Genomic DNA, 20,918 nt, shown 5'->3' with positions numbered 1-20,918 from the left:
GATCTCGTCCCGCAACCCTCCCGAGCGAGGGTCGACGATACGACTACGGATCGATCCCGAGCATGTGCACGTGTTCTCCGAGGCCGACGGACGACGCCTGTCCGACTCCTACGCCCGATAGGTGTCATCGACGAGGAGTTCTTCGCTACGCCGCGAAGCACCCCCCTCGGTCCTCTCCGGGCTCCGCTGATCCTAGGTTTGTGGCGTGTTGCCGCCGATATTTGTGCTCACGACTTATTGGTGGTTCTCGGGATGTCGGGTGTGGTGGCACGACCTACTTCACTGAGCTCGACATCGTCGAGCAGGACCAGTGGGATGCCGCTGCCGCGCAGGTCCGGGAGAGGGCGGGCGCGTTGCATGTGTTGATGAACATCGTGGGCAGCAACGCGTTGGTGAAGTTCCCGTGATCGAGATCGAGGAGTGGCGGCAGGTCTTCGAGACCAACGTGACCGCCACGATGCGCGGAATCCAGACCTGCGCGCCGCTGATCCGCGACTCTGGTGGCGGGTCGATCGTGAACATCGGCTCCCTGGGGGAATAACGGGAAACTTCAGCGGCGGCTACTCCGCGTCGGAGTGGACGCTGAACGGCATGTCGCGGTCGGCGGTCTAGGTGCCTGCCGACTGGGGCATCCGGTCCAACGTGATCGAGCCGGGCTGGATCGAGACCGATCTGACCGCGGCGATGAGCTCGAACCCGATCATGCGACGGATCCAGCACGGCCAGCAGAACCACACTGTGTTGCTGCGCCGACCCGGCCAAGGAGACGACATCACCGGGCCCGCCTTGTTCTTCGCCGGTGACGAGTCCTCCTACATCACTGGCCCGAGATCTTGGTCGACGGTGGCTGGTTCTCCGCCGCGCCGGACCTGGGTAGCGAGCGATCCCATCACATGCTCGGCGTGCTGGAGAAGAAGGAGAAGCTCGACCGTGGTGGCGAGGACCTGACTGGTCGCCGCAAGGCCGACCGTCCACCGGTGGGCGGACCTGACACCCGGGCCGCCATCATCGACGCAGCGCAGGATCTGTTCGCCGAGTACGGGTTCGACAAACCAGCACCCGCGCCGTCGCTGCCCGCGCCGGTGTCGACGTCGCCATGATCTACCACCACTTCGGCAACAAAGGACGACCTGCTGGTTCACGCTCTCACCGTGCCCGCGGCCGCTAGAGCCTACCTCCAGCCCCTGCCCGCGGACACCACTGACCCTGGCCGGGCTGGCAGGGACACACACACTACCGAGCTGGGTGGTGCCCCGTTCCTCCGTCACGGTGGTGCCAGCTTCGCTTGACAGACTCACCAAGTCGACTGGCAGTTCACCACCGCCGACGCCCGAACCAAACTCAGCCACCGATCCCAAAGTATTAGCCGCAATAACCTACTAGTGTGGCGCGCCGCTATATCGCATCATTAGTTTCTATACTTTCGGTGTGGTGAGATCTGCTGGAGCGGCGGAGTTCGAATTGACCGATGTCGAGCGAGCGCAGGTGCTCGCGATGGCTGCCGAGGACTCCCGGGTCGGGATCCGGGCCAAGATCGTGCTGGGTTGCGCGGAGCCGGGTGTGGTGTATGCGCGGCTGGCAGATCAGCTGGGGGTGACCACGATGACGGTCCACAACGTCCGCAGACGGTTCGCCGAGTCGCGGCTGCACGGGCTGGTCGACCGGCCCCGTCCGGGGCGGCCGAAGGCGAAGCTGGTGGTGACCGAGGCCGAGCGGGACCAGTTGGAACGGTGGGCACGCCGCTCGTCCTCGACGCAGGCGCTGGCGTTGCGGTCCAAGATCATTCTGGGCTGTGCCGACGGGCGCTCGAACAGCGAGGTGGCCGCCGTCCTCGGCGTGCGGGACCAGACGGTGACGAAGTGGCGGGCTCGGTTCGTCGAGCGGCGGTTGGAAGGACTGGTCGACGAGCCGCGGCCGGGCCGGCCACCGTCGATCCTGCTGGACCAGGTCGAGCAGGTCGTCACAGCGACCTTGGAGGAGACCCCGCAGGACGCGACCCACTGGTCGCGGACATCGATGGCGAAACGGTCCGGCCTGTCGCCGTCCACCATTGGGCGGATCTGGCGGAAGTTCGACCTCAAACCCCACCTGCAGGACGGGTTCAAGCTGTCCACCGACCCGCTGTTCGTGGAGAAGGTCGTCGACGTGGTCGGGCTCTACCACAACCCGCCCGACAAGGCCGTCGTGCTGTGCACCGACGAAAAGTCCCAATGTCAGGCACTGAACAGGTCCCAGCCGGTGCTGCCGATGATCCCGGGCACACCGGAACGACGCAGCCACGACTACATCCGACACGGAGTGACCAGCCTCTTCGCCACGTTCGACATCACCACCGGTGACGTGATCTCCGACCTTCACCGCCGCCAGCGCGCCACCGAGTTCCGTAAATTCTTGATCACCATCGACAAGGCCGTCCCCGATGAGCTCGACATCCACCTGGTCTGCGACAACTACGCCACCCACAAGACCGACATGATCAACAACTGGCTGGACAGGCATCCCCGGTTCCACATCCACTTCACCCCGACCGGATCCTCCTGGATGAACCAGGTCGAGCGCTGGTTCGGCCTGATCACCGACAAACTCATCCGTCGCGGGGTGCACACCAGCGTCGCCGACCTCGAAGCCGACATCCGCGCCTGGATCGACAGCTGGAACACCAACCCCCGACCATTCGTCTGGACCAAGACCGCAGACGAGATCCTCAACTCCCTTGCAAAATATCTGGCGCGAATCTCAGGCGCAGCACACTAGCCGCCACTCGCCGGTGTCGGCGGCGGCGTGGTGGCAAGGACGTTGCCATTCGTTGTGATGAGCTCATGGGGAGCGCCTTTTCGGTGGTCCCAGAGATCGCGGACGATGACCTGGATGATGCCGGCGAAGGGGATGGCTAGCAGCGCCCCAAGAATTCCGGCGAGCTCGACCCCGACGAGGATCGCTACGATCACCGCGAGTGGGTTCAGTTTGACGGTCCGGGACAGGATAAGTGGTTGCAGGACATGGTTCTCCACCTGTTGATATGCGACGAAGAAGGCTGCGACCACAATGAGCGCTGGGAGGGAGTGAAGGGCTGCCGCGGTGACCGCGACGATCGCGCCGAGCGTTGCTCCGATGAGCGGGATGAGGTCGGCGAATGCCACGAAGATGGCAATCAGACCCGCGAACGGCACACCCATGATCTTAAGGGCTCCGTAGATCAAACCTCCACAGATGACGCTGATCAGGAGGTTGCCCGAGACGTAGCCGGTGATGGATTTCGCGCAGCCCGTACTGACGTGCGCGATCCGTTGGCGACGTTCGGGGTCATCGATGAGGCTCAGTGCGCCATCCACCAGCTTCGGACCCTCGAACGCCATCAGTAGCGCCAGGACGAAGATCGTGATGACTCCGGCCACCCCGGTCGCCACGGTCTGCACGACGCGGGCGGCTGGGGCGGTCAGGCCCGTGAGGAGGGCGCGGATGCGATCCTGGTTCGCCTCTATGTAGTGGATCGCGTTGGTTCGGTTCAATAGTCTGCCGACGACTCCTCTGCCCGCCTTCGCCTCATCGATCATGTACGGAAGCTGCTGGACGAATGCAACGCCTTCGCGTGCCAACGGGATTGCGAAGAGCGTAATGAGGCCGGCGATCAGGATCAGAACGAGGAGAAACACGAGCAGCGTGGCCAGCAGGCGATGGGTGCGGGTCAGGTGACGCTGGACCCAACCGACCGCGGGATAGAGCGTCACCGTGAACAGCAGCGCAACCACCAGCCAGACCAGGGTGCGCCGCACTTCGTAGAGGAAAAGCAACGACAGCCCCGTCAGCAACACCATGCCGATGGTGGCCGCGATCACTCGCCAAGGGACTGCTCGGCTGGAGCTGTGAGATGCCTGTGTAGTCATGGGTTTGCCTCAGTTGATCGGGGCCGAGTTGGGTGTGGGGACGGGTAATGGATGCCCGCCTTCAGCCGACCGTCGCGAGGGCGCCAGGCGCACACTCGATGGTGAGCCTCGAATCGGGTGCCAGCTGGAGCACCTCTCCGTCCATCTGGAGGTTGATCGCATCGACCGTGGCAAAGTCGACCCGATTGACGTGAGCCTGGGTGCCGAGCCCGATGGTCGCGGCCCGCAGCGCCATGGCGGCGATCCGCCAGCGGCGTCCGTGGCGACGCGAGACCACTTCGAACAGCCCGTCGTCGGGGCGACCGGAACCGCCGAGGCGTCCATACTTGGCCATCCGCGTCACGTTGGCGAACACCAGACTGTCGTACAGCTCCCGACGTCCCTCCGATCGGACGATCTCGACCGGCGACAGTTCGGTAAAGGTTCGCAGCACCGACAGCAGTTCCGCAACCGTACCCTTCCGGTCACGTTTCAACCCGACCGCCATCGATGGCGTCAACCCGAGGCCGATGTAGGAATGTGCATACCGGCTCCAGCCGGCATCCGCTGAGCGGGCTGTCAGCTGCAGCAGATCCAAAAAGCGGGCACGGCCGGTGTGATGGGCGCTGGCGATCGCCTCGACCAGAGGCATCCGCCGCGTGCTGCGCCGATGGTCGTTCGCGTTCCCACCGGCGGCGACGGCGGCGAGGGCGTGGCTGTCGGGCACATCGAGGACACCATTCACGACTTCGTTGTAGACACCATCCCCGCTGACCGCGACGATCAGTGGCGCCCCCGTCGCAGCCACGTGGCCGGCAAGCTCACGGGCATGATCCGCGCGCTGGGTCGCCAGTAAAGTAACCGGGAGATCGGGCAGGCAGCGACCGAGCTCGTTGCGAATCGACTCGGCCAACGTCAGCGGCACACGCCGGTTCACGGGGTTGTAGATCAACACGACCCGATCGAACAGCCCCTGACCCGCCAGCAGAGGGTCGCGGGCCGGCCGGATCCTCGCTCCCGACGGGACCGATGACATGTGGGCTGGGCCGAGTACGGCGACACGTCGACGCCGTTTCATCGCGGGTTCGCCGCTGCAGACAGGCTGCCCAGAGAGTCCGCGGATCTCGACGCCGCGTCAAGCAGGCTGGCGCTGGTCGACCCGATCGGCATCATGCAACTGCCCGTGGGATTGCCGTGGATCTGGCGCCTGGAGTCCCTGAACGTGCATTCTCGGCACAGGATCCTGGACCCGAGACAAGTAGCAAACTCGCTCCTGCGTCGATAGCCGGATGGTCTGTTCTCGATGCGGTCCGCCTGCATTCGTGATCCCTCTGACAAGTGGTCAGAGGACCTCCCAACTTGCCTCCCGCGAGCAACCCGAGATCTGGGCGCGCATATACATCCCCGCGCGGTTCAACGGACCCTAGCTCCTACGCGTGCTGGCGTTTCCATTGGCGCAGGAGCCCAACGATTAGTGTGCCGAGGAACAGGATGATCCCAACCACGCCCAGCCAGAGCAGCCCTTGGAAGACGAACCCGACGATGGCGAGAATCGCCCAGATCACGAGCAGAATCACAATAGCGATCCACATATGTGCAGTCTACCCGCTCGGTTAGTCCGTCGGAGAGATCAGTTCCCGCGCCGTTCAATGACCAAACTGCATCGAGGGCCACGTTGGATGCGGTTCGAGTCTTGAATTGAAGTGGTCGGTGACGCGCCTGCATCCGATTGATCTCCTTCGGCATGGTAGGACGCCTCGGACTGGCAGCCCGGGACTCATTACAGTGCCCCATCGCCGGACAGCTTCGCGGCAGATAGAGCCGGCATTCGGCCCGGCTGCCCACATCGCCACCTACCCCTCGTTGCCGGCCTGGGCAAAAGTGCGCAAGAGCAATACGCCCCCGGCTCCGTTGGCCGTGCCGCTCAGGTGCCGCCCCTTCGCCGGGTGAAGTTGTGATGGCAGACTTCAACGTAGGTCGCGAGCCGTCGGCTGACTGAAGTGACCTGCACCGCTGGCCCTGATGGGTGCAGGGCGGGGGACGTGGCCGCATGCAGGTGACGAGCAGTGATCCGGGGGCTGCGGGTCGGGATCGCGTTGCGGGCTCCAGCTGGCCCGGTAAGCAGCTGATCCGGGTCGTCCCCAATCACGCTGGGCAACCCTAGGTCGGAGACGGCTCGTTGAGCCATCTCCACAGGATTCGGGGCCAGGGCTTCCGTTGATCAGCCTTCGCCGGAACCGACATCGTCGAAGCGAGCGGATTGAGTGCCCTCGATGACCGCGAGGTCGAGACATATCAGGTGCGTGGCAATGCCCGATGGCCACTCCTCGGCGAGCTCCACCGACCCCAGCAGCTCCGCCTCGTGTTCTGGAAGGAAACCGACACCGGTGACAACAACCTCTGTCCGGACGCCATCGCACTCCAAGCTGACGTCCAATGTGATCCGGCGTCCGCACGCGTACTGGCAGATCTCGTTGTACTCGGGTATCCGAAAAACGACCCTATCGTCGGTCAACGCATATCTGACAACCACAGCGCGTGGTCCGCGACCGGTCTGGTGGCCCAACCGTCCCTGGCTTTGCTCACCGAGCCAGGAACGGCACTCCCACGCCGACAATCGACGGCTTGTCGGCGTGGGATGGAAAGACGATCGAGCTGAGGTAGACGCGAGCATAACCCTGGTTCTTCAGTAATCTGGCGATGGTATGGAGATTGGAGTCGTGCCCGGCATCACCAAGATCGACGTCAAGCTGGGAAGTCGCAGTCTGAAACCCCTGCTCCATGTCGACGGGCGTGGAGCTGACGATGATGATCGCGACAGTGAAACGACCGGCGTTCGGAGAACGATCAGACGTGATGCGCAGCCATTGGCTGACGACTCGATGGACGGCGATGAAGGCAGAGTCCTGGCGTCGCTCACACGGAGTCGGAAGAACAGGCTCCGTCGTAGCTTACTCCTGAAAGGCAACCGTCGAGGTTCGGGTGCGCCGGACCACGATCGAGGCTGCCGGTCGCGACGATCCGGGCTGTGACCGTCATGTCCACTGGCTGGGATCGCGCCCGTAGCGACCGCGGCTCGCCGGCTCGGGACGGCCGATGATCATTGGCACCTTCATGGCGCAGCCCGAGTCGGCGGCCAGGACCTGACGAAGGCCCCGGCCGTGACCGCGAAGAAGACTGGCTCGGCCGACGGGATGAGAGTCGGTGTCGCGACTAGCCAACGGGGCCGGAGCGAGGTTGAGTTCGGGTCGTTTGCGGGCCAACGCAGCCAGATTCCTGCAGCCGCTGTCGACGGCGTCGCCACGGCTTGTGTTCGTGTCATCGGGCGTACGCCGGAACCAGAGGGTGCGCCGGGTCGACGGTTTCGTTGGGGCCTTGGTCGAGGCGGAACGGGGGGTACTGGTCGTGCATCAGGGCGATATAGGTGAGGACGCGGTAAAGCCAGCGGTTGATGCCGAGTAGCAGGTCGAACAGGGCGCGGGGGTACGTGCGGGTGATCAACAGGAAGAATCCGGCCAGGACGACGAGCAGGTTGAGAACGGAGTATCCGCTGGTGGGCTGGAGACCGGGGGGCGGGTCGCTGGCGGTGATCCACGGGTAGGGGAGGATGTCGGCGACGATGAGGCCGATGATGAGCAGGTGCGGCACGGCCAGCAGCCATTTGACCAGGGCCAGGCCGCGGGACGGGTGTTCGGGGTAGGTGATGTCGATGTCGGCCGGGTAGTCGGTCTTGGCGAGCGTGAACGGTGGGTAGCGGTCGGTGCCGAGTGCGGCGTAGACGTAGAACCCGACGCGCCAGTTCCAGCGGAGCACTCCGACGTTGAAGTCGAACAGGGAACGTGGATAGCGCCCGGTGAACACGATGGCGAAGCCGGCGATGATCGTCGTGACTATGAATGCGACCCACAGGACCGCCAACACGATGTAGTGCGGGATCGCCAAGAACATCTTCACCAGCCACAGCCAGCGGGACAGGTTGGGGTCCAGTGCGCCGGTCAGCTGGACCGGGTAGCAGGGTTGCGATGGGGTCGATGTCATGTCGGTGTTCCTGTCGATGGGGAGATACCGGGACCGGGCTGGTCGCCCGGCCCGGCCGATCTGGGTGGACTACGGGCCGGGCCCTTGTAGGCCCGGCCGTGTCGATGACTAGCCGGCGACCTTGTCGCGGTAGCCAGGTCGCTGGTTGGCGGCGGTCATCCCGGCGGTGATCGGGGAGGGTTTGAAGCCTTTGACGACCAGGTAGACGCCGAGGGAGAACTCCCACAGGGCGATCGGGATGGCCAGGAGTCCCGACGGCCCGGACATACGTTCCCACAGGCCGAACATGACGGCGACATCGGAGGCAAGCAGCAGGCCTGCTCCCACGAAACCCACGACGGGCAGAACCCGGGGCACCAGGCGGGACCGGTACAGCAGGGAGCCGAGCAGGAGGGCGTTCATCACCGGCATCAGGCTTTGTCCGAGGAGGAAGAACCAGTTGTAGCCGGCGACCAGTGCCTGTCCGGTGACCAGGGCGGCCGTCCCGACTCCGGCCTGGCGCAGAGTCACGAGTGACATCAGGCTCACGACACCGGCGATGATGGCGGCGCCTTCTAGAGTCCGCGAGCCGACGAACCCGAGCGCGATCCCTTCGTTTTGTCGTTTGACGACCGGGTATAGCGCGACGGCGGTGCCGACGCCGGCGAGTGCCACGATCACTTCGAGGATGGCGCCGATGATCACGGGTGTGTCCGGGCCGGCGCCGGTGATCCAGTTCGGATCGTTCAGGACCGGGCCGTAGAGGAAGAGGGTCGGGATGGAGATGAAGGTGAGCAGGTACAGCAAGCCGGCGGCGAGCGCGGTCTTCCTCACCGAGTCCATTGGCACCCGTTTCGTTGCTGTGGGTTGAGCGGTGATGGCCATGTCGTTTCTCCTACTGTGGTTTGGGCACCGGTTGGGTGCGGTGAATGGCTGGGGTTCGGGCTGGACGGTGGCGTCGATCAGCAGGGTCGGCGACGATGTCGGCTAGGCGAGTGGCTGGCCGGTTCTGACTGCGGCCACGACGTCGCGGATGGTGTGGCTGGCTGCGGCGGAGTCGGCTTGGTCGTCGAGAAGTGATTCGTGGGTGGCGTCGGCGTGCCGGTGGAGGCTGTTGGTGGACAGGGTGGCCAGGTGGTTTTGTTTGGCCTGCCATTGGGTGTCGTTGTTTCCCTCGTCTGCGGTGAGCACGATGAGCGGTTTGCCGTTGAGGCTGGTCAGGGTCGACGCCTGCTGCATCGCCGTGTTCGCCAGGGCAAACTCGTCGAGGAAGCTGGCGAGGTGGTCGCCGGTCGAGGCGTTGGCGCGGGCCTCGGCCTTGGAGCGTGGCGGGAGAGTGTCGTAGGACGACTGTGCGATCACCCGTCCTACGCCGAGGTGGGCGAGCGCGGAGACCAACGCGGAGACGCGACCGACGACGTTGTAGGACGCCGCCTTGGTCGGCGCGGCCTGACCGGGTTTGGGTGCGGTCGAGTCGAGCAGCACCATGCCGGCGACCTCATCCGGGAACATCGCGGCGAAGCGGAGGACATACAGGCCGCCGAACGAGTGGCCGGCCAGGACGTACGGTCCGGGAACGTGCGCCCGGTCCAGCAACGTGTGCAGATCCGCCGCGACCTGGTCACCGTCCTGCGGATTGGTAGCGGCGTCGCTCTACCCCCGACCGGCCCGGTCGTAGACGCAGACTGTGGTGTCGCGTGCCACGGCCGGCGCGATCCAGCCGAGGTCGGAGGAGACCCCGCCCTGGCCCGGTTCAAGAATGACCGTGGGGCTGCCCGTGCCGGTGCAGGACAGGTGCAGCCGATACCCTCCGACGTCGACCAGCTGGCCGGGCATCGGATAGGCCTTGGCGTCGAGCGACTCACGCACAGTCTCGTAACCGCCGCCCACGGCCGCAATCCCCAGCACCGCCAGGACCGGGTACACCAGCCACCGTGCGCCTCGGCCGCGCAGGTGTCGACGGGCCTGCACGAACATCCAGACGACGAGTCCGAGCAGCACCGGCGGCCAGACCCAGCCGACCACGTCGCGCACGGCGGCGGACCCGCTGAGGCAGGCAAGACCGACCACGGCCATGAACGTGGCGGGCGCGGCGGCCCACCGTTGGGGCCGGTCGCTGAACCGGACGGACAAGACGGCCAGCAGCGCCCAACCGAGCGCAAAGCCGAGCAGCACCAGACCGGTGAGGACGTTCTCTTTCGCCGGGACGAACGGAAGGGCGATCAGGATCACGGCCGCGATCAGTCCAGCGGCCATCGACACCGCGACGATCAGCCCGATCCGCCTCTTCGCCGTCGGCTGAACGGATTCGGATTGCTGGAGCTCGACGTCTGGGATGGTCGTGACCATGATGGGCCTGATTCCGATAAGAGGAGAGATTGATCCGGTGAGTGGCGGGCGAGATGGTTTATGGCCGTCTCGCGGACCGTCTGCTTGTTAGTGGTGTGGGGCTGGTGCCGTCGTGGGGCGGTAGGTGGCGAGGGTGTCGGCGAGGGCCTGCTCGACTGGTGTGGCGTGCACGTCGAGGAGGGCGGTGATCTTGGTGCTGTCGACGATGAACGGTTCGGCGAACTGGTACTGCATCTCGAGCAGCTCCCGCACGGTGGGGTTGGCCACGGCGACGACACGTAGGAGCAGCGGCGGCAGTTGACGGACCCGGCCGGGGGCCGTTCCGGCGAGTTGGAAGACGAGCTGGCACAGCTGTCGGGTGGTGTCGGTGTGGGGGTCGTTGGGGAGGTGCCACACCTGCCCGGCGGCGTCGGGGTGTTCGCCGAGGACGGCGAGGCCTTCGCCGATGTCGGGGATGTAGGTGTAGGTGTGGGGCTGGTCGGGGTCGCCGAGGACGCGGGCGGTTCTGCCGTCGATTGCTGCGGGGAACAGTCGGTCGCCGAGGTTGGACTGGGCGCCGCCGTGGGGTCCGAAGTAGTCCGAGGCGCGTCCGATCGCGACTTCCACCTGACCGGCCTGGTGGGCGGTGAGCAGCTCGGTGGCCATCCGGGCGCGGAGCTTCCCTTTCTTGGTGTGCGCCGCGTAGGCGCGGGTCTCGTCCAGCGGCCGGCCGTTCGGGCGGCCGTACATGTAGACGTTCTCCATGCTGACCAGTCGGGCCCCGGAGGCGTGGGCGGCGGCCAGCACGCCGGCTTGCAGGGCGGGCCATTCCTGCACCCAGCGTGCGTAGGGCGGGTTGGGGGTCTGGTAGACGACGGTGGCCCCGCGGGCGACGTCGGTGGTGAACACGGGATCGGCGGCATCCCCGGCGGCGACGTCGACGCCGTCGGGGACGGGTGCGGTACCGGAACGGTTCACCATCCGCACCGTCTCCCCGCGCCTAAGGAGGGCTTCACAGGTCGCGAGGCCGATCGCGCCGGTGCCGAAGATGACGTGACGCGCCACGCCGGTCATGGCGACGGCCGCATGAGCGGGGCTTCGACGCCCGCGGTGTCGGTTGCGGTGGTCCGCATCGGGGGCAGCAGCCGGTAGAGCAGCAGGCCGGACAGGGCGGAGAAGGTGACGGCACCGCTGGCGCCGAAGATGGTGAACTGTTCGGCCATGGGAATCCCGGCCAAAGTGGTGATCGTCCAGCCGAGCGGCCACAGCAGTGGCATCGCGGCGGCCCACCACCAGCGTCGCAGGGTGCGGGCCGGCAGCGCCACCGTCTGGGCGAGCCCGAGCACCACACCGGTGAGTGCCCCCATGATGGCGACGTCGGTGAGTGAGGTCTGGAATCCGACGACGATCCCGCCGAGCAGCAGACCGACACCCATGCCCAGCGCGGTCGCCACGATCCAGGGCACGGGTTGGAGCCGGCCACGGCTGGCCAGCCACTGCCCGGCCCCGACGACCGAACCGGCGACGAACCCGGCCAGACCGGCGGCCGCGGGGTCGTCGACCCGGCCGCCGACCAGCCGACCGGCAACGCCGGCGATCGGGAACGCCAGAAACCCGGCCGTCCACCACAACCACGACCAGCCGAAGGAGTTGCCTCGCCGCCGGGTGTCGGTCATCAGGTCACCGTCCCGGCGGCCGCCGAGCGGACCGGTTCGGACGGACCACCGCGGGAACGGGAGCGACGCAGGATGAGGATCGCCAAGGCCACCAACCAGACGCTCCACAAGACGTAGCCGACGAAGTTGCCGAAGTCCACGCCCGGCACCTGGAGCGGGGTCAGCACCCCACCGAGGATCAGAACCGCGGAGACGCCCCCGAGGACGGTGAACCAGCGCCGCGCGATCCAACCACCCACAGCAACCAGGACCAGCACAGTCCAGGCGGCCGTCAGCAGGTAGCCCAGCGTTTCGCCGACCAGGGTGCCGAGGATGCGGTGGGCGAGCTCGAACGAGTCGCGGCCGGCCGCGGCGACGGCCGGATCGGTGCTGGCTGCATCGTGGGCAAATCCGGGCACCAGCAGCGGCCACCGGGCCAGGCCGACGACCTGGACGACGGCTGCGGCGATCCCGACCGGCACCGCGACCCTCATGGCCGGGTGGGTCGACAGCCGACCCACGCCGACGGCGATGGGGGCGAACAGGGCCGACGCCAGCACCATCACCGCGAACCAGGCGACGACCGCCGTCTGATGGGCCCGGAACGCGGCCAGGATGTCCTCCACCGGTTCAGCCAGAATGTCGGGATAGTTGAAGACGGTGCCCAGGACGGTGAAGGCGGCGTTCGTGAGGACGGCGGCGGTGATCAACAGTGCTGCGGTCAGTTTCGGTGTCATGACTGTTTCCTGGTGTCGGCGTGGCCGACTGGTGGCGGGGTTCATCCCACCGGGGCGGTGACCGTGGGGTCCGGATCGAGCTCATCACGGTGGTGGGTGTCGCCGTGGCGGAAGTCGTTGCGGCTGCCGCTGATCAGGAGCCAGAAGATCAGTGCGACCTCACCGACGAACGTGAACGCCCCGATGCTGATCGCATAGTCCGGAACCAGCACGGTCCCGAATCCGTCGGCGAGGTAGCCGAGGCCGGCGATCACCAACAAGATGCCGAAGATCTTCGGCATGAAGCCTGATCGGAACGCCAGGTAGCCGAGCAGCAGCAGGTGGACGCCGAACAGGATCAGGCCGACGTGCCAGATTGTGGTGTAGGCGTCGATCGCGCGGAGGGCCTGGTCGGGATCGGCGAGCAGCTGGAGGGCGATGACGAGCTGGCTGATGGCGACCAGGTAGACCGCAGCGTAGGCGACCCGGAAACCGGCGGCCATCGCCGAAACCATCCGATTCACGGGTGCGAACACGGTGAACAGGGCGGCAGCCACGATCACGTCGAGGATGACCACCACGATCAGGCAGGCGATGCCGAGTCGGAACAACGACGGCGATGCGGCGATGTCCTGCGCCGTCTGGGCTGCATCGCCGGGTGTGATCAGCGCCGAGACGGCGCCGAAGACGCCGAACGCGGCCAGCACCGCCATCAGCGCCAACCCGATCCCTGCCGTCACGCTGGCCCTGCGAAGCGTCTGCGTGGTACTCATCATGAAGTTGACTCCTGTGCGCTGGGCTCGTGTGGCGGCTGCTCGTGATGTGGCTGCTCGTGGTGGGGCTGCTCGTGGTGTGGCTGACGTTGGAGTGCGTCGGGCGGCGTGGTGAGGCCGACGAGGTCGGCGCTGACCTGCCAGAGCCGGGCGGCGACGGCTTCGTCGTAGCTGGCCTTGGATGATTTCTTGGGCTTGCCGTCGGCGAAGAAGCGTCCGCTCACGTGCTCGAGCTCTGGCGCGGATGCGAGCCGGATCGACGTGGCGGCCCCCTGGGTGGGGGTCTTCATCAGCGGCCGGAGGAACGGGATGAAGATGCGTTGGACGCTGGCGGGGTCCTCGGCCCCGAACGAGGTGCTGACCACCCCGGGATGCAACGCATTCGCGGTCACCGGTGCGTGGTCAGCGGATGCGGTGGCCTGAAGCCTCCTGGCCAGCTCGTAGGTGAACAACACGTTGGCGAGCTTGGACTGGTTGTACGCGCGCGAGCCGGAGTAGGACGCTTCTCCTTGGAGGTCGTCGAAGTTGATCCGTCCAAGGGCTTGGGCGTTGGAGGAGACCGTCACCACCCGAGAGGGGCTGCTCTGCGTGAGCCGGTCGAGGAGCAGGTTGGTGAGCAGGAACGGTGCGAGGTGGTTCAGGGCGAAGGTGCGTTCGAGCCCGTCGGCGGTGACGCGGCGGGTGTTCCAGTATCCGCCGACATTGTTGACCAGAACATCGATCCGCGGCAGCCGGTGGAGCACCTCGTTCGCAAGTCGGCGTACCTCGGCCTGGGCGGACATGTCGGCGACGAACACGTCGACCTGCCCGCCGCCGGTGGCACGGATCTCCCGCGCGGCGTCCTCGGCACGGCCACGGTCGCGGCCGGTGATCGCCAGCCGGGCACCCATCGTGGCCAGGCCGAGCGCGGTCGCCTTACCGATGCCGCTGGTGCCGCCGGTGACCAGCACCGTCTTGCCCGTCATCGGTGCGGTGACGGCTCCGTCCATGTCTATCCTCCTTCGGTGTTCAGCGTGTCGCGGTCCGGTCAGCCCGAGCGGCTCAAGCCGGCCGGACCCACCGGTCTGGTGTGGTGCCGGGGCCGACGGTCCCCCCGTCGACGGGTTCGTGTTGGCCCTGGTCGAGTTGGAACGGCGGATATTCGTCGCGCATCAAGGCGACGTAGCTGATGACCCGGTAGAGCCACCGGTTGATGCCCACGGTGAAGTCGAACAGCGTGGCCGGATACTTGCCGGTGAACAGCAGGAAGATCCCGGCCACGAAGACCAGCATCCCGAGCAGGGAGATACCGGCAGTGCTCTGGGACCCGGACGACATGTCGTTGGCCGTGTTCCACCAGTAGGGCACGTTCACGGTGAACAGGCCGATGATGATCAAATGGGGGATGGCCAGCAGCCACGACTTGACCAGCACCAGGCCGTGGGACAGGCGTTCGGGGTAGTCGACGTCGAAGTCGGCCGGGTAGTCGGTGCGGGCCAGGGTGAACGGTGGGTAGCGGTCGGTGCCGATGGCGGTGGTGGCGTAGAAACCGACCCGCCAGCTCCAGCGGAGCACGCCGACGTTGAAGTCGAACAGGGAGGGTGGGTAGCGGCCGGTGAAGAGGATGGCGAAGCCGGCGACCACCGTGGTGACCAGGAAGGCAACCCACAGGAACGCCAGCACGATGTAGTGCGGGATGGCGAGGAACCATTTCACCAGCCACAGCCAGCGTGACAGGTGCGGATCCAGCTCGCCGGTCAGCCGGGCCGGATAGGTGACCTGCGTTGTGCTTGTTGTCATGATCTTCATTTCTGTCTCAACTGAGACTGATTGATTCGTGCACGTGGCTGCCCGGGGACGTCGGTGGTCAGGGCCGGGTGCTCACCATCGAGGGTGGGGTGGTGGTGGTCGAGCTGGTGGGGTGGAGGGGAACCGTCGGGGTGCCGAATCCCTTGACGATCAGCCAGACCCCGACGAGCCCTTCCCACAGGCCGCCCGGGATGGCGTGGATCGAGTGCAGGTCGAAGCCCAGGACCTGCAAGACGGAGCCGAGGGCCTTACCCCCGGACTGTGGACACGGGGTGGGTTTCATGCCGCTAGGGGAAGGCTAGCGGTGTTCTCGTAGCTGGTCGGGGACGTGTGTCCGCAGGAGGAGTGTCGGCGGCGGGTGTTGTAGCGCACGATCCAGCGGAACACTTCGCGGCGGCAGACTGTCTCGTCGGGCCAGCTGTTGTGATCTTGGAGGATCTCGCGTTTCAGGGTCGCGTTGAACGATTCGGCGAGGCTGTTGTCCGCGCTCGTGCCTACCGCACCCATCGACTGGATGACACCAAGATCAGCGCAGAGCCGGGCGTAGGCAGCGGAGGTGTAGACGGAGCCGTGGTCACTGTGAAAGATCGCCCCGGCCAGGCTGCCGCGGGTCGCCTCGGCGGCCTTGAGCGCGTCCTCGACGAGCTCGGTGCGCATGTGGTCGGCGACAGCCCAGCCGACCAGACGACGGGAGTAGCAGTCGATCACGGTGGCCAGGTACAGGTTCTCCCCGTCCGACAACGGCAAGTACGTGATGTCACCGACGTAGCGACGGTTCGGCGCTGGTGCGGTGAAGTCCCGTCTCAGCAGGTCGGGGACCTTCTGATCTGCGGGCTCGGGAATGGTGGTGCGGACCCGGCGTCGGCGCCGGTAGCCGGCGATGCCTCGCTCCCGCATCACCCGGGCGACGCGTTTGTGGTTGACGCGGTCCTCGACGTCGACACCGTCGTTGAGCTCGGCGGTGATCCGTGGCGCCCCGCAGGTGCTGTCGTCATCGTGCACGGCTCGGATCCGTGCCTCCAGCTCGGCGTCGGCGGCGGCCCGCTGTTCTCGGGTCGGTGCGGCGTTCTGCCAGGCGTAAAACGAGGAACGGTTGATCTCGATGACTTCGCATAACCGCTTCACCTCGAAGGTGTCTTGGTGGTCGGCGACGAACTGGAAGCGGTTCACCAGCCCGTCTCCCCGGCGAAATACTTGGCCGCCCGGCGCAAGATCTCGCGTTCGGTGACCAGCTTGGAGGTCTCGGTCTCCAACTCCTTAACCCGGGCTCGGAGCCGGGCCAGCTCCTGCTCCGGGGTCTCCCCGTCGACCGGCCCCGGTGCGGGTGTCGTGTGTTTCAGCGGGCTGCGGATCACCGAGCCGTCGGCGGCGGTCTTCTTGCCAGTCCCGAACATGTCGCACCAGTCCCGCAGGGTGCCTCTCACGACGCCCAGGTCCTCGGCGATGCCACGCAGCGTCGCGCCCGGGGTGGACTCGTACAAGTCAACAGCCTGCCGACGAAACTCATCGGTGTAGTGCTTGCGGACCATAGTGGAGGATCATCTCGCTCTCTCCCGCTCAACTGCGGGATTCAGCGTGTCCAAGATCCAGGGTCAAGGCCCCGATGAGAATGACCAGGTACCCGACCAGGCCTCAGAGGGCCAGCGGCCGCGGGATCAGCCCGGTCCGAAGAAACACCGTGCACAAGATCAGACCGGCCACTCCGACGGTGATCATGGCGAATTCGTAGGCGTACAGGTTGGCCTGGTTGAACACCGTGCTCAAGACTTGAAGGGAGGAGGTGTCCGCTGTTCCAGCGTTGAGATACGCAGCTCCGAGCGGGATCTGGATCAAGATCAGCAAAGCCATCACGGCGATAAAGGTGGCGTCGACGACTCTGGCGGTGAGGTACCCGACGGCGCTGCGTTCGCTGTGATGCTTCAACACCGGGAACATCAAGATCCCGTGCGCCGCGTCGCCGGCGACCGTCGCCAGCCAGCACACGGCACCGACAGCCAGCAGCATGCTGCTCGCGGCGATCGAGGACAGACCGTCCGGTGCGGTCAGAATGGACTGGATCAGGATGTTCCCGCCGATCCCGACCACCATGCCGGCGAGATACAACACCCCCACGATTCGTGCCGTCTCCGGTCGTAGTTCCGATCGGATCGGTGCGGCATGGTGGTCGGCTGGGTCTGCTGGTGGATCTCCTGACATGGCATGTAGTTGGGATCCGAAGAATGACGGGTCCCTGATGGGTTCTGGGTGGCCGTCGTGGGTTAGGCGCTTCCCTGGCGGGTTGGGCGGGTTCCGCGGGGTGGGCGATATCCGCCGCCTCAGATGGTGATGACCAGCTTTCCCCGCGGCCGACCGGTGTGCAGGTGCCGGATGGCGTCGGCTGCCTCGTCGAGGGGGTAGCTGCGGTCGATGACCAGGCTGATCTTGCCGCTGTCGATCAGAGCGGCCAGGGCCTGAAGGTCCTCCGACCTCGTGGTCCCGAGAACCATCCGGAGGCTCTGCTTGACGAACGGCGACAAGGCGACGGCTCGGAGCGAGCGGACCATCGCACCGCCGATCAGCCGGCCACCACCTTCACCGCCGACGAGCACCAGGGTGCCGCGCGGGGTGAGGCAGCGCCGCAGCTGCGACAGGGTTCGGTCACCGCCCATGTCGAGGACCAGGTCGTAGCGCTGCCCGCTGGTGGTGATGTCGGTGTCGGTGTAGTCGATGACGTGATCGGCACCGACGGAGCGGACCAGGTCGACCTTGGCGCCGCTGCAGACCCCGGTCACCTCGGCGCCGAGTGCCTTGGCGATCTGCACCGCGAACAGTCCGACACCGCCCGATGCTCCGATGATCAGGACCCGCTGGCCGGCGGTGATCTTTCCGGTGTCGCGGAGCGCCTGCAGCGCCGTGCAGCCGGAGGTAGGGATCGCCGCGGCCTGGACGAAGGTCAGACCCGCCGGCTTCGCCGCCAGCTTCTCGACCCGCGCGGTGGCGTACTCGGCGAACGCACCGTCGCAGGCGCCAAACACCTCGTCACCGGCGTGGAATTGCGTCACCTTCGCGCCCACGGTTTTGACCGTGCCGGCCACGTCCATGCCCCGCACGTGTGCTTTGGGGCCGCGGAACCCGAACCCCATGAGACGCATCAGGTACGGCTGCCCGGTCATCACGTGCCAGTCGCCGATATGCACCCCAGCGGCGCAGACCTCGATCAACACATCGTCCGGCCCGACCAGAGGTACGGCGATCTGCTCGAGCCTCAGCCCGTCGGCATCACCATAGGCGTCCTGGACGATGGCCCGCATCGTCGCGGCCGCCGGCACCGGAGCAACCGGTGTGGCCGGCGCGGAATCGGACTGAGGGTGTTCCATGATCGCTTCTCCCGAGAATGGGCGCGATCCCTTACCGCACTTAGTACAAGACACTACCATACTTTGTACGAAGCGACTGTTTGGAGTGAGATGTCTCAGCGAGTCAGTGAGAGTTCGAGAAAGCGGCGTGCTGCGCTCAGCCGGGAGCGGGTGCTGGAGGGTGCGGTCGCGATCGCCGACGCGGACGGGATCGGAGCGCTGACGATCCGCTCACTCGCCCAGCACCTGGGCGTGAAGCCGATGTCGCTCTACTACTACGTGGCGAACAAGAGTGAGATCCTCGACGCGATCGTCGACGTCGTGTTCAGCGAGATCGCCCTTCCCACCGTCAACGGCGACTGGCGATCGGAGATCCGATTGCGCGCCCACTCAGCGCGTACGGTCCTGCGGCGTCACTCCTGGGCGATCGGGCTGCTGGAGTCCCGAACCACGCCCGGACCCGACACCCTGCGTCACCACGACGCGATGCTCGGCACCCTGCGCAGCGCCGGCTTCTCCATCGAGATGACCGCCCACGCCTACGCCCTGATCGACAGCTACGTGTACGGCTTCGCGCTCCAGGAGGCGGCGCTGCCCTTCGACGGCCCAGACACCGTCACCACCGTGGCGGCGCCGATGATCGAACAGTTCCCCGCGGGGGAATACCCGCATCTCGTCGAACTCGCCACCCAGCACATCCTTCAACCCGGCTACGATTTCGGCGACGAGTTCGACTTCGGGCTGGATCTGATCCTCGACGCCCTCAACAGGTCGATCCCCGAGCAAGACAAAGTTCCGCCGTCCTGACACTCGCAGAAGCGACCGCTTTGCACGCGGCCCGCATTGAGCTGCGCCGGTGCAAGCCGGGTCGCCAACTGTTCCATGTGACATCCGTCCACGACCCAGGGCCGTCCCGGGCGTGGATCAGACCGCGGGGTTTACGGGGTATGCTTGCGTTGCTGTCCACACAGCCGGCCTGGACGCCGGAGTGCCGCCACCGGCCGCACTTCAGTGAGCGATGCTGCTGCCGCCATCAGTCCGTTCCGACATGCCTTCGCTTGGTGGAGGCTGTGCTCCAAGGGTTCGTGGATTTCGACTTTCGCAGGTATCTGTTTCGGACAGGCAGGCCACACAGCACTCCGACATGCGGCTGGCCATCGTAGGTCGATAGGCCACCTCGAACTGCCGGTGAATTGACCCGCATATTGGATCTTGCCCACGGCGAGGGGGATCGCCGTGGCGAGGAGCCGTCGACGACGGTGAACAGGGGGGAGTGATGACCTCGGGGCATCCCGGGGTCATCAACCCTGTAGACGATTGCGCCAGGGTCCGACGGATGAGCCCTCCGCCCAGGAGGTCGGGCCTGGCCTTGGTCTCATCACGAGGACATCCGCGGCGGGACTGTGTGACCTAATGGGACGTAGGACCAATGCGAGGAGCGATCGGATATGAGGATCGGCGACCCTCCGTTCGACCTGGTGGCCTTGAGCCAGTTGAGTCCAGGGACGTGGTGTACGACCTGACTCGCTGAGCAGCGTGTCGTGGTGGTGAAGACGGCCACCGTGGTGATCCTTCAGAAGACCGCTCAAAGTCGCCTGGAAGGAAGAACCCACGATGACCGCTGACCCCAACCCTAACGACCTGCCGGTGGTGCTCGAGCAGTTGCAGCACGCCGACCCCGATCTGTTGCGGTCGATGCTGACCGCGTTTGTGCAGGCGTTGATGAGTGCCGACGCCGACAGCGTGTGTGGCGCGGAATACGGCTCCCGACACCCGGAGCGGACCAACCGCCGCAACGGCTACCGTTCCCGGGACTGGGACACCCGGGCCGGCACCATCGAGCTCGCGATCCCGAAGCTGCGGGAGGGTTCCTACTTCCCCGACTGGCTGCTGGAGCGCCGCAAACGGGCCGAGCGCGCGCTGGTCTCGGTCGTCGCGACCAGCTATCTGCTCGGGGTGTCGACCCGGCGGATGGAGAAGCTGGTCGAGACGCTGGGCATCACCCGGCTGTCGAAGTCGCAGGTCTCGGTCATGGCCAAGGACCTCGACGCCCAGGTGGAGGCGTTTAGGACCCGGCCGCTGGACGCCGGCCCGTACACGTTCGTCGCGGCGGACGCATTGACGATGAAGGTCCGCGAGGCCGGCCGGGTGGTCAACGTCGCCTGTCTCGTCGCCACGGGTGTGAACGTGGACGGGCACCGCGAGATCCTCGGCCTGGACGTGTGCTCCAGTGAGTCTCAGGCTGGCTGGCTGACGTTCTTCCGCGGCCTGACCGCCCGCGGCCTGTCCGGAGTCAGCTTGGTGACCTCCGACGCCCATCCCGGTCTGGTCGCCGCAGTCGGAGCGACCCTGCCGGGTGCGGGGTGGCAGCGGTGTCGGACCCATTATGCCGATCTGATGGTTATGCCGACGTGGTCGCGGGATCGCTTTGCTGGCGGGGGTT

Annotated in this window: 23 protein-coding genes and 2 pseudogenes; 7 read left to right on the top strand and 18 right to left on the bottom strand. The window is 66.2% G+C overall.

Annotation, left to right across the window (positions count from 1 at the left end; genetic code table 11):
• Nucleotides 1-310: 310 nt before the first annotated feature.
• From ABD747_RS21975 to ABD747_RS21965, 5 genes and pseudogenes are all read left to right on the top strand, one after another.
• A complete protein-coding gene (locus ABD747_RS21975; protein WP_344808670.1) occupies nt 311-541 on the top strand; it encodes an SDR family NAD(P)-dependent oxidoreductase in 231 nt (76 codons plus the stop codon).
• 143 nt (nt 542-684) lie between these two features.
• Nucleotides 685-948, top strand: coding sequence for a hypothetical protein (locus ABD747_RS26785; protein ID WP_425562571.1), 264 nt, complete (start codon nt 685-687; stop codon nt 946-948).
• On the top strand, nt 894-1,100 hold the full coding sequence (locus tag ABD747_RS21970; RefSeq protein WP_344808668.1) for a hypothetical protein: 207 nt from the start codon (nt 894-896) through the stop codon (nt 1,098-1,100). Before ABD747_RS26785 ends, ABD747_RS21970 begins: the two co-directional genes overlap by 55 nt.
• Nucleotides 1,082-1,168, top strand: a pseudogene (locus ABD747_RS26780) (hypothetical protein); the annotation flags it as partial. The gene ABD747_RS21970 and the pseudogene ABD747_RS26780, both read left to right, overlap by 19 nt.
• Nucleotides 1,169-1,428: 260 nt before the next feature.
• Nucleotides 1,429-2,754, top strand: a complete 1,326-nt coding sequence (locus ABD747_RS21965; RefSeq protein ID WP_344808666.1) for an IS630 family transposase — start codon at nt 1,429-1,431, stop codon at nt 2,752-2,754.
• Here ABD747_RS21965 and ABD747_RS21960 read toward each other — a convergent pair.
• From ABD747_RS21960 to ABD747_RS21875, 18 genes and pseudogenes are all read right to left on the bottom strand, one after another.
• Nucleotides 2,751-3,836 carry an AI-2E family transporter gene (locus ABD747_RS21960; protein WP_344808664.1) on the bottom strand — a complete coding sequence of 362 codons (1,086 nt, stop codon included), beginning with the start codon at nt 3,834-3,836 and terminating at the stop codon, nt 2,751-2,753. The two genes, ABD747_RS21965 and ABD747_RS21960, sit on opposite strands and share 4 nt — an antisense overlap.
• Before the next feature lie 109 nt (nt 3,837-3,945).
• Nucleotides 3,946-4,818, bottom strand: a complete 873-nt coding sequence (locus ABD747_RS21955) for a diacylglycerol/lipid kinase family protein (protein ID WP_344808662.1) — start codon at nt 4,816-4,818, stop codon at nt 3,946-3,948.
• A gap of 475 nt (nt 4,819-5,293) precedes the next feature.
• Nucleotides 5,294-5,455, bottom strand: a complete 162-nt coding sequence (locus tag ABD747_RS21950; protein ID WP_344808660.1) for a hypothetical protein — start codon at nt 5,453-5,455, stop codon at nt 5,294-5,296.
• Nucleotides 5,456-6,084: 629 nt separating this feature from the next.
• Nucleotides 6,085-6,396 (bottom strand): hypothetical protein, encoded by a 312-nt coding sequence (locus ABD747_RS21945; protein WP_344808658.1) that lies wholly within the window; start codon nt 6,394-6,396, stop codon nt 6,085-6,087.
• Nucleotides 6,397-7,181: 785 nt separating this feature from the next.
• Nucleotides 7,182-7,901, bottom strand: a complete 720-nt coding sequence (locus ABD747_RS21940; protein WP_344808656.1) for a DUF4389 domain-containing protein — start codon at nt 7,899-7,901, stop codon at nt 7,182-7,184.
• Nucleotides 7,902-8,009: 108 nt separating this feature from the next.
• A complete protein-coding gene (locus ABD747_RS21935) occupies nt 8,010-8,765 on the bottom strand; it encodes a DUF4386 domain-containing protein (protein WP_344808654.1) in 756 nt (251 codons plus the stop codon).
• A gap of 102 nt (nt 8,766-8,867) precedes the next feature.
• Nucleotides 8,868-9,497, bottom strand: a pseudogene (locus ABD747_RS21930) (alpha/beta hydrolase); the annotation flags it as partial.
• Nucleotides 9,498-9,533: 36 nt separating this feature from the next.
• A complete protein-coding gene (locus ABD747_RS21925) occupies nt 9,534-10,229 on the bottom strand; it encodes a hypothetical protein (protein WP_344808652.1) in 696 nt (231 codons plus the stop codon).
• 87 nt (nt 10,230-10,316) lie between these two features.
• On the bottom strand, nt 10,317-11,282 hold the full coding sequence (locus ABD747_RS21920; protein WP_344808650.1) for an NAD-dependent epimerase/dehydratase family protein: 966 nt from the start codon (nt 11,280-11,282) through the stop codon (nt 10,317-10,319).
• Nucleotides 11,279-11,884 (bottom strand): hypothetical protein, encoded by a 606-nt coding sequence (locus tag ABD747_RS21915; RefSeq protein WP_344808648.1) that lies wholly within the window; start codon nt 11,882-11,884, stop codon nt 11,279-11,281. Before ABD747_RS21915 ends, ABD747_RS21920 begins: the two co-directional genes overlap by 4 nt.
• Nucleotides 11,884-12,600: a hypothetical protein gene (locus ABD747_RS21910; RefSeq protein ID WP_344808646.1), complete on the bottom strand. Its 717-nt coding sequence runs from the start codon at nt 12,598-12,600 to the stop codon at nt 11,884-11,886. The genes ABD747_RS21915 and ABD747_RS21910 overlap by 1 nt, the downstream gene beginning before the upstream one ends.
• 41 nt (nt 12,601-12,641) lie before the next feature.
• Nucleotides 12,642-13,355, bottom strand: coding sequence for a DUF4386 domain-containing protein (locus ABD747_RS21905; RefSeq protein WP_344808644.1), 714 nt, complete (start codon nt 13,353-13,355; stop codon nt 12,642-12,644).
• On the bottom strand, nt 13,352-14,341 hold the full coding sequence (locus tag ABD747_RS21900) for an SDR family oxidoreductase (RefSeq protein WP_344808642.1): 990 nt from the start codon (nt 14,339-14,341) through the stop codon (nt 13,352-13,354). Before ABD747_RS21900 ends, ABD747_RS21905 begins: the two co-directional genes overlap by 4 nt.
• A 52-nt stretch (nt 14,342-14,393) precedes the next feature.
• The gene (locus tag ABD747_RS21895) at nt 14,394-15,131 is read right to left on the bottom strand and encodes a DUF4389 domain-containing protein (protein ID WP_344808640.1); all 738 of its coding nucleotides are present in this window, start codon (nt 15,129-15,131) and stop codon (nt 14,394-14,396) included.
• A 67-nt stretch (nt 15,132-15,198) separates the two neighbouring features.
• The gene (locus tag ABD747_RS21890; protein WP_344808638.1) at nt 15,199-15,423 is read right to left on the bottom strand and encodes a hypothetical protein; all 225 of its coding nucleotides are present in this window, start codon (nt 15,421-15,423) and stop codon (nt 15,199-15,201) included.
• Nucleotides 15,420-16,669 (bottom strand): IS3 family transposase gene (locus ABD747_RS21885; protein ID WP_344808636.1). Its coding sequence is split into 2 segments (ribosomal slippage): nt 15,420-16,327 and nt 16,327-16,669, totalling 1,251 coding nucleotides; the frame shifts between segments, so codons are not numbered across the junction. Before ABD747_RS21885 ends, ABD747_RS21890 begins: the two co-directional genes overlap by 4 nt.
• Before the next feature lie 103 nt (nt 16,670-16,772).
• The gene (locus ABD747_RS21880; RefSeq protein WP_344808634.1) at nt 16,773-17,252 is read right to left on the bottom strand and encodes a DUF4386 domain-containing protein; all 480 of its coding nucleotides are present in this window, start codon (nt 17,250-17,252) and stop codon (nt 16,773-16,775) included.
• A gap of 203 nt (nt 17,253-17,455) precedes the next feature.
• Nucleotides 17,456-18,496, bottom strand: a complete 1,041-nt coding sequence (locus ABD747_RS21875; RefSeq protein ID WP_344808632.1) for an NAD(P)-dependent alcohol dehydrogenase — start codon at nt 18,494-18,496, stop codon at nt 17,456-17,458.
• Between the two features lie 150 nt (nt 18,497-18,646).
• Between ABD747_RS21875 and ABD747_RS21870 the strand changes: the two genes are divergently transcribed.
• Both ABD747_RS21870 and ABD747_RS21865 read left to right on the top strand, forming a co-directional pair.
• Nucleotides 18,647-19,282 (top strand): TetR/AcrR family transcriptional regulator C-terminal domain-containing protein, encoded by a 636-nt coding sequence (locus ABD747_RS21870; RefSeq protein ID WP_344808630.1) that lies wholly within the window; start codon nt 18,647-18,649, stop codon nt 19,280-19,282.
• A gap of 807 nt (nt 19,283-20,089) precedes the next feature.
• Nucleotides 20,090-20,918, top strand: an 829-nt coding sequence (locus ABD747_RS21865) for an IS256 family transposase (RefSeq protein WP_344808628.1), incomplete at its 3' end; no start/stop codon positions are given.

The organism is Microlunatus ginsengisoli, assembly GCF_039537205.1.
Lineage (GTDB): Bacteria > Actinomycetota > Actinomycetes > Propionibacteriales > Propionibacteriaceae > Microlunatus > Microlunatus ginsengisoli.
This window is presented reverse-complemented; position numbering and strand designations above follow the sequence as displayed.